The organism is Pseudomonas sp. JL3 (assembly GCF_031570575.1).
Classification (GTDB): Bacteria; Pseudomonadota; Gammaproteobacteria; order Pseudomonadales; family Pseudomonadaceae; genus Aquipseudomonas; species Aquipseudomonas cucumis.
The window spans coordinates 185,029-192,007 of the sequence record NZ_JAKWJK010000012.1 but is presented as its reverse complement, the minus strand read 5'-3'; the positions used below and the strand labels follow the sequence as shown (position 1 = coordinate 192,007).

The following is a 6,979-nucleotide window of genomic DNA, read 5'->3' as shown; positions in this document are numbered from 1 at the left end:
ATGCCTTCAAAATAAAGACCATCAAGACAGTTGCTCCCACAGTGGATCATTGTTGTTAGTGGATTTGGATATAGCCCTTATTCGAAACCAGTCTCCCCGCCAACGGCATTTTCTGCTACCCGGTAGCGTCCTGTCTGGAGAACCCGGTCAATCGGAACTAAATTTCATTCAGTACCTTTCAGGCATCCATGCGTCACCCACAAAGGATGGAATCGGCTATGAGTATTTTTCAACGCATTGTGTTGTTGCTTAAGGTTTTGGTGATGCTATCCCTCGGCACGTCGGCGGTGGCGTGGGCAGAATGTGAGGACCATGAAAAACAGGCCGTGAACGGGCAAGGCGTGCATAGCGAGCTGATGATCGCTGCGACGGAAGCAGACGATGACGACCCAGACGCCGATGAGGAGGATGAGGAAGACAAGCAAACGTAAATGTCAGACAAATGAAAACCCCTTCTCCCCCGACTGATGCGCAATCGGAGTAGAAGGGGTTTGGTCAATCAGTTACTCGAACAATTCAATTTCTTTGAAAGTAATCACCCAGGACACCTGGTGGTTGTCGAGCGGGCGGGTGGTGGCTGATTAGAAGACTTTCTAGAAGTGTTAGATTAATCATCTAATCTCCTTACCATTTGTCGGGAACTTCGATTTAAGCACCCTTACCTGTCAGATATGACAGTAGACAGATAATTGTGCGGTGATTAAAGATTAGTCGGCGGTATGCGCCTTTTAAATTCAAGCAAAAGGAACTTAATCATGTCTGAAGGGATTAAACAAACAGTCGGTAAGCTATCAGTAGTCGGGGCTGAGGTACAAGGTTTTGTTACTGAGAATGTAAGTTGCGACACTTACGGGACTCAGTTTATTAAATTTAAAGGCTTGGGGGAGGGGCAGCAAGAATTAATAATAGATCTTGTGAGTCAGGATTTTCAAGCAGGCAAGCCTTATAAATTTGACGGTTCAAATCAAAGTAGTGCTAGTTACATGAACTCAGAAGGCAGCGTCTGGAGCGTGCGTTCAGGGGAGCTTACGTTAACAGTGCTTGATCTTGAAGCTGGAATTGTTGAGTTAAAATTCGATTTTAATGCCTCGGGGAAGCAGCCACCGCAGGAAAAAAATATTAGGGGGGAGGGGAGGTTCAAAGGTATTACACCCCACAAATAAATGCGGCGTCGAAGGCCTCTAGAAAGGTACGCGGAGTCGTATTGCGTTAACTACGGATGTTAAATCTCTGTAAATGAGCGTTTTTTTACTGGTTTTGTCATCGATACATTGTAAAACGCCCCTTTCTTTCGATTGATGCGCAATCAAAGAGAAAGGGGTGTTTGACTACCCAATAGCCTCCCAAATTAGAGGAGGGCGTTTTTATGCCGCGCCGTCGAGGAATTGCTCGGCGTAGTGACAAGCCACCTGGCGGGTGTCGACCAGGCGCAAGAGCGGTTCTTCTGTGGTGCAGCGCTCGGTCGCGTACGGGCAGCGCTTGTGGAAGGCGCAGCCGGACGGCGGGTTCAGCGGGTTCGGCAGTTCGCCGACGATCTTGATTTTCGGCTTGTCCGGATCCGGATGGATGGTCGGAGTGGCCGACAACAGCGCCTGGGTGTACGGGTGCAGAGGGCGAGTGTAGATGTCCTCTTTCGGACCCATTTCCACCGGGCGACCGAGGTACATCACCATCACATGATCGGCGACGTGACGCACCACGGCCAGGTTGTGGGAGATGAACACGTAGGCGGTGTTGAACTCTTGCTGCAAATCCATGAACAGGTTGAGCACCTGCGCCTGAATCGATACGTCCAGCGCCGAGGTCGGTTCGTCCGCGACCAGCACTTTCGGCTGCAGCATCATTGCGCGGGCCAGGGCAATCCGCTGGCGCTGACCGCCGGAGAACATGTGCGGATAGCGCTGGTAGTGCTCGGGACGCAAGCCCACCTGTTTCATCATCGCCTGGACTTTCTCGCGACGTTCCGAGGCGCTGAGGTTGGTGTTGATCAATAAAGGCTCTGCAAGCTGATCACCGATCTTCTGCCGTGGGTTCAGCGACGCGTAGGGGCTCTGGAACACCATCTGCACATCTTTGCGCAGCTGCTTGCGTTGGGCCTTGTCGGCACCAGCGACTTCCTGCCCGGCGATTTTCAAGGAACCGGAGGACGGTTCTTCGATCAACGTCAGGGCACGGGCCAGGGTGGATTTGCCGCAACCCGATTCGCCCACCACGGCGAGGGTTTTGCCGGCTTCCAGTTCGAACGACACACCGTTGAGGGCGCGCACGGTCGCATGACCCTTGAACAGGCCACGGGACACTTCGTAGTGGCGGGTCAGGTTGCGGGCGGTAAGTACGACGGCCATTACGCCACCTCCTGATTCAGCGGGTAGAAGCAGCGGGCGAGGCTGTTGCTTTTCGGGTCAAGGGCCGGACGCTGGGTGCGGCAGTTGTCCTGCACGTAGGGGCAGCGCGGCGACAACAGGCAGCCTTGCGGGCGGTCGTAGCGACCGGGAACGATGCCCGGGAGCGTCGACAGGCGCGCGGCACCCAGGCTGTGTTCCGGAATGGCCTTGAGCAGTGCTTCGCTGTACGGGTGTGCCGGAATGTCGAACAGTTGTGGCACCTGACCGACTTCAACCGCTTGACCGGCGTACATCACGCACACGCGTTGGGCGGTTTCGGCCACCACCGCGAGGTCGTGGGTGATCAGCACCAAGCCCATGTCCTGCTCTTTCTGCAGAGCCAGCAGCAGGTCCATGATCTGCGCCTGAATCGTGACGTCCAACGCGGTGGTCGGTTCGTCGGCGATCAGCAGTTTCGGTTCGCCGGCAATCGCCATGGCGATTGCAACACGCTGGCTCATACCGCCGGAGAGTTGATGCGGGTAGGCGTCCATCCGGCTGGCAGCGCCCGGGATTTCCACTTTTTCCAGCAGCTCGATGGCACGCTTGCGGGCGTCCTTTCTGGACATTTTCAGGTGCAGGCGCAGCACTTCTTCAATCTGGAAACCGACGGTGTAGCTCGGGTTCAGCGCGGTCATCGGATCCTGAAACACCATGGCCAGGTCTTTGCCGACGATTTGCCGACGCTGACGGTTGCTGAGCTTGAGCATGTTCTTGCCGTCGAAATTCAGGGCGTCGGCAGTGACGATCCCCGGATGCTCGATCAGGCCCATCAGCGCCATCATGGTCACGGACTTGCCGGAACCCGATTCGCCAACAATGGCCAGCACTTCGCCCTTGTCCACGGTAATGTCGAGACCGTCGACCACCGGAACGGCGTTGGCGTCGCCGAAGCGAACGTTGAGATTCTTGATTTCTAACAGTGACATTTGAATCTCCTCAGGCGGCGTTCTTGAGTTTCGGGTCCAGCGCATCGCGCAGGCCGTCGCCCATCAAGTTGATTGCCAGCACGCTGAGCAAAATGGTCAAGCCAGGCAGACTTACCACCCACCAGGCGCGTTCGATGTAGTCGCGAGCCGAGGCCAGCATGGTGCCCCACTCAGGGGTTGGCGGTTGTACGCCAAGGCCGAGGAAGCCCAGTGCCGCGGCATCGAGAATCGCCGAGGAGAAACTCAAGGTGGCCTGAACGATCAGCGGCGCCATGCAGTTGGGCAGCACGGTGACGAACATCAGGCGCGGCAGACCGGCACCGGCCAGGCGCGCGGCGGTCACGTAGTCGCGGTTCAGTTCGCCCATCACCGCGGCGCGGGTCAGACGAACATAGGACGGCAACGAAACCACGGCGATGGCAATAATGGTGTTGATCAGGCCAGGGCCGAGGATGGCGACAATCGCCACCGCCAGCAGCAGGGACGGCAGAGCCAGCATGATGTCCATCAGACGCATGATGGTCGGGCCGAGCACGCGCGGGAAGAACCCGGCGAACAGACCCAAAAGGATGCCCGGAATCAGCGACATCACCACCGACGACAAGCCGATCAGCAGGGACAGGCGCGAACCGTTGATCAGCCGCGACAGCAGGTCGCGACCCAGTTCATCGGTGCCGAGCAGGAACTGGATTTGCCCGCCTTCCAGCCAGGACGGCGGGGTCAGCAGGAAGTCACGGTATTGCTCGCTCGGGTTATGTGGTGCGACCCACGGCGCGAAGATCGCGCAGAAGATCACCAGCAGCATGAACATCAGGCCGGCGACGGCACCTTTGTTCCTGGAGAACGCGTGCCAGAATTCTTTGTACGGAGACGGATACAGCAGGCTTTGATCGACTGCTACCGGTGTAGTGAGAGTGGTCATGGTCTTGATCTCAGCGCTGATGACGGATGCGTGGGTTGGCAAAGCCGTAGAGGATGTCCACCACGAAGTTGACCAGAATCACCAGGCAGGCGATTAACAGGATGCCGTTCTGCACCACGGGATAGTCCCGTGCGCCAATGGCTTCGATCAGCCATTTGCCGATGCCGGGCCAGGAGAAAATGGTTTCGGTCAGGACCGCACCGGCCAGCAGCGTGCCGACTTGCAGGCCGACCACGGTCAGTACCGGAATCAGTGCGTTACGCAGGCCGTGAATGAACACCACGCGCGATGGCGACAGGCCTTTGGCACGGGCGGTACGGATGTAGTCTTCACGCAGCACTTCGAGCATCGATGAACGGGTCATCCGCGCGATCACCGCCAGCGGGATGGTGCCGAGCACGATGGCCGGCAGGATCAGGTGATGCAGGGCATCGAAGAACGCCCCGACGTCATCGGCCAGCAGCGTATCGATCAGCATGAAACCGGTGCGCGGCTCGATGTCGTAGAGCAGGTCGATCCGCCCGGACACCGGAGTCCAGCCCAGGCTCACCGAGAAGAACATGATCAGGATCAGACCCCACCAGAAGATCGGCATCGAGTATCCCGCCAGGGAGATGCCCATCACCCCATGGTCGAACAGGGATCCTCGCTTGAGTGCCGCAATCACCCCGGCCAGAAGGCCCAGGATGCCGGCGAACAACAGGGCGGCCATGGACAGTTCCAGGGTCGCGGGGAATAGAGAGCTGAACTCGGTCCAGACGCTTTCACGGGTACGCAGGGATTCGCCAAGGTCGCCGTGGGCCAACTTGCCGATGTAGTCCAGGTATTGGGCATACAACGGTTTGTTCAGGCCAAGGCGTTCCATTGCCTGAGCGTGCATTTCGGGGTCGACCCGACGTTCGCCCATCATCACTTCCACGGGGTCGCCAGGAATCATGCGAATCAACGCGAAAGTCAGCAAGGTGATGCCGAAGAACGTGGGGATCAGCAACCCCAATCGGCGGGCAATAAAACTAAACATCTTGTGTGGTACCTCATCAGCCGGTTAGGCGTGCCCGGCAGCGCTGGGGTCAGCGATGCCGGGCGTTTCTTATCTACTTCACCTGGGTGGTGGCGAAGTTATTAGTGGTGAGGGGGCTAATGTGATAGCCCTCTACATTGGTGCGCATTGCGGTGAACATTCGGGTATGCGCCATGCTGATCCACGGCTGGTCCTGATTGAATATGGCCTGGGCCTGTTCGTAGAGCGCCGTACGTTCGTCCGGGTTCACTTTGGCCCGTGCTTCGTCGATCAGCGCCTGGAACTTTTCATTGCACCAGCGAGCATAGTTTTCGCCGTTCCTGGCGGCTTCGCAACTGAGCATAGGCGTCAGGAAGTTATCTGGATCGCCGTTATCGCCAGCCCAACCGGCGGACACCATATCGTGCTCGCCGTTTTTCGCGCGCTTGAGCATTTCGCCCCATTCCATGACACGAATATCGATCTTGATCCCGACCTTGGCCAGGTCGGCCTGCATCATCTGCGCGCCGAGCATCGGGTTCGGGTTGGTCGGGCCACCGCCGTTGCGGGTGAACAGGGTAAACGTGGTGCCTTCCGGTACGCCGGCGTCCTTGAGCAGGGCGCGAGCCTTGTCCAGATCACGCGGCGGGTTGGTCAGTTTGTGGTTGTAGCCCAGCAGGGTATCCGGGTACGGGTTGACCGCCACGGTCGCATTGCCTTTGCCGAACAGCGCGTTGACGTACGCAGCCTTGTCGAAGGCGATGTCGATGGCTTTACGCACGCGCACGTCGCTCATGTACGGGCGGGCGGTGTTCATGGCGACATAGGAGACGGTCATCGCATTCAGTTCATCAACCTTCAGGTTGGTGTCTTTCTTGATGCTCGGGATGTCATCCGGTTTCGGATACAGCGCGATCTGGCACTCGTTGGCCTTGAGCTTTTGCAGGCGCACGTTGTTGTCGGTGGCGATCGCCAGAATCAGCGAATCAGCCGGTGGTTTGCCGCGGAAGTAATCCGGGTTGGCCTTGAAGCGGACTTGAGCGTCCTTGGCGTAACGCTGGAAGATAAACGGGCCGGTGCCAATTGGCTTGTTGTTCAGGTCGCCGGCCTTGTTGGCCTTGAGCAACTGATCGGCGTACTCGGCGGAGTAGATCGAGGAGAAGGCCATGGCGATGTCGGCCAGGAACGGCGCTTCACGGCGGGTCAGGGTGAATTTGACCGTGTTGTCGTCGACCTTCTCGACGCTTTTGAGCAGCTCTTTGAAGCCCATGCTTTCAAAGTACGGGAAGCCCACGCTCGACAGTTTGTGCCATGGGTGTTTCGGGTCCAGTTGACGCTGGAAGCTCCAGACCACGTCGTCGGCGTTCATGTCGCGCGTCGGCTTGAAGTAGTCGGTGGTGTGAAACTTGACGCCCTTGCGCAGGTGGAACGTGTAGGTCAGACCGTCGTCGCTGATGTCCCACGACTCGGCCAGTGCCGGGATCACTTCAGTGGTGCCGGGCTTGAAGTCCGCCAGACGATTGAAGATGGTTTCGGCCACCGCATCGGCTGTGACTGCAGTCGTGTACTGGACCATGTCGAAGCCTTCCGGGCTGGCTTCGGTACAGACCACCAAGGGTTTGGCCGAGGCGCCGACGGCGACACTCAGCAACGCGGCAGCGATGGCCGCTCGTAGGGGAAGCATTTTCATCTAGAGCCCTCTGCAATCGGTTGAACAGAAAAGCCGGACGGCCGACTCATCATG

7 protein-coding genes are annotated in these 6,979 nt (G+C 57.8%); 2 read left to right on the top strand and 5 right to left on the bottom strand.

Features of this window, described 5'->3' with window-relative positions; translation table 11 throughout:
- Window positions 1-218 precede the first annotated feature (218 nt).
- Both MMG91_RS20325 and MMG91_RS20320 read left to right on the top strand, forming a co-directional pair.
- Complete coding sequence (locus tag MMG91_RS20325) at window positions 219-431, top strand: hypothetical protein (RefSeq protein ID WP_305504514.1); 213 nt, start codon at window positions 219-221, stop codon at window positions 429-431.
- Between the two features lie 324 nt (window positions 432-755).
- The gene (locus MMG91_RS20320) at window positions 756-1,163 is read left to right on the top strand and encodes a hypothetical protein (protein WP_310660507.1); all 408 of its coding nucleotides are present in this window, start codon (window positions 756-758) and stop codon (window positions 1,161-1,163) included.
- A gap of 201 nt (window positions 1,164-1,364) precedes the next feature.
- Here the strand turns inward: MMG91_RS20320 and MMG91_RS20315 are convergent, their stop codons facing one another.
- The 5 genes from MMG91_RS20315 to MMG91_RS20295 all read right to left on the bottom strand — a co-directional run bounded on the left by MMG91_RS20315 (window position 1,365) and on the right by MMG91_RS20295 (window position 6,925).
- Window positions 1,365-2,345 carry a peptide ABC transporter ATP-binding protein gene (locus tag MMG91_RS20315; protein WP_008009640.1) on the bottom strand — a complete coding sequence of 327 codons (981 nt, stop codon included), beginning with the start codon at window positions 2,343-2,345 and terminating at the stop codon, window positions 1,365-1,367.
- Window positions 2,345-3,313, bottom strand: coding sequence for an ABC transporter ATP-binding protein (locus MMG91_RS20310; protein ID WP_052965616.1), 969 nt, complete (start codon window positions 3,311-3,313; stop codon window positions 2,345-2,347). The genes MMG91_RS20315 and MMG91_RS20310 overlap by 1 nt, the downstream gene beginning before the upstream one ends.
- 10 nt (window positions 3,314-3,323) lie before the next feature.
- Window positions 3,324-4,235: an ABC transporter permease subunit gene (locus MMG91_RS20305; RefSeq protein ID WP_052965615.1), complete on the bottom strand. Its 912-nt coding sequence runs from the start codon at window positions 4,233-4,235 to the stop codon at window positions 3,324-3,326.
- Window positions 4,236-4,245: 10 nt separating this feature from the next.
- Window positions 4,246-5,256: an ABC transporter permease subunit gene (locus MMG91_RS20300; RefSeq protein ID WP_310660506.1), complete on the bottom strand. Its 1,011-nt coding sequence runs from the start codon at window positions 5,254-5,256 to the stop codon at window positions 4,246-4,248.
- Between the two features lie 73 nt (window positions 5,257-5,329).
- Window positions 5,330-6,925, bottom strand: a complete 1,596-nt coding sequence (locus tag MMG91_RS20295) for an ABC transporter substrate-binding protein (protein WP_310660505.1) — start codon at window positions 6,923-6,925, stop codon at window positions 5,330-5,332.
- Window positions 6,926-6,979 lie beyond the last annotated feature (54 nt).

Bases quoted from the DNA above. Each gene is read 5' to 3' on its own strand.
- MMG91_RS20325 (WP_305504514.1), top strand. From the start codon at position 219: ATGAGTATTTTTCAACGCATTGTGTTGTTGCTTAAGGTTTTGGTGATG.
- MMG91_RS20305 (WP_052965615.1), bottom strand. From the start codon at position 4,235: ATGACCACTCTCACTACACCGGTAGCAGTCGATCAAAGCCTGCTGTAT.
- MMG91_RS20310 (WP_052965616.1), bottom strand. From the start codon at position 3,313: ATGTCACTGTTAGAAATCAAGAATCTCAACGTTCGCTTCGGCGACGCC.
- MMG91_RS20320 (WP_310660507.1), top strand. From the start codon at position 756: ATGTCTGAAGGGATTAAACAAACAGTCGGTAAGCTATCAGTAGTCGGG.
- MMG91_RS20315 (WP_008009640.1), bottom strand. From the start codon at position 2,345: ATGGCCGTCGTACTTACCGCCCGCAACCTGACCCGCCACTACGAAGTG.
- MMG91_RS20295 (WP_310660505.1), bottom strand. From the start codon at position 6,925: ATGAAAATGCTTCCCCTACGAGCGGCCATCGCTGCCGCGTTGCTGAGT.
- MMG91_RS20300 (WP_310660506.1), bottom strand. From the start codon at position 5,256: ATGTTTAGTTTTATTGCCCGCCGATTGGGGTTGCTGATCCCCACGTTC.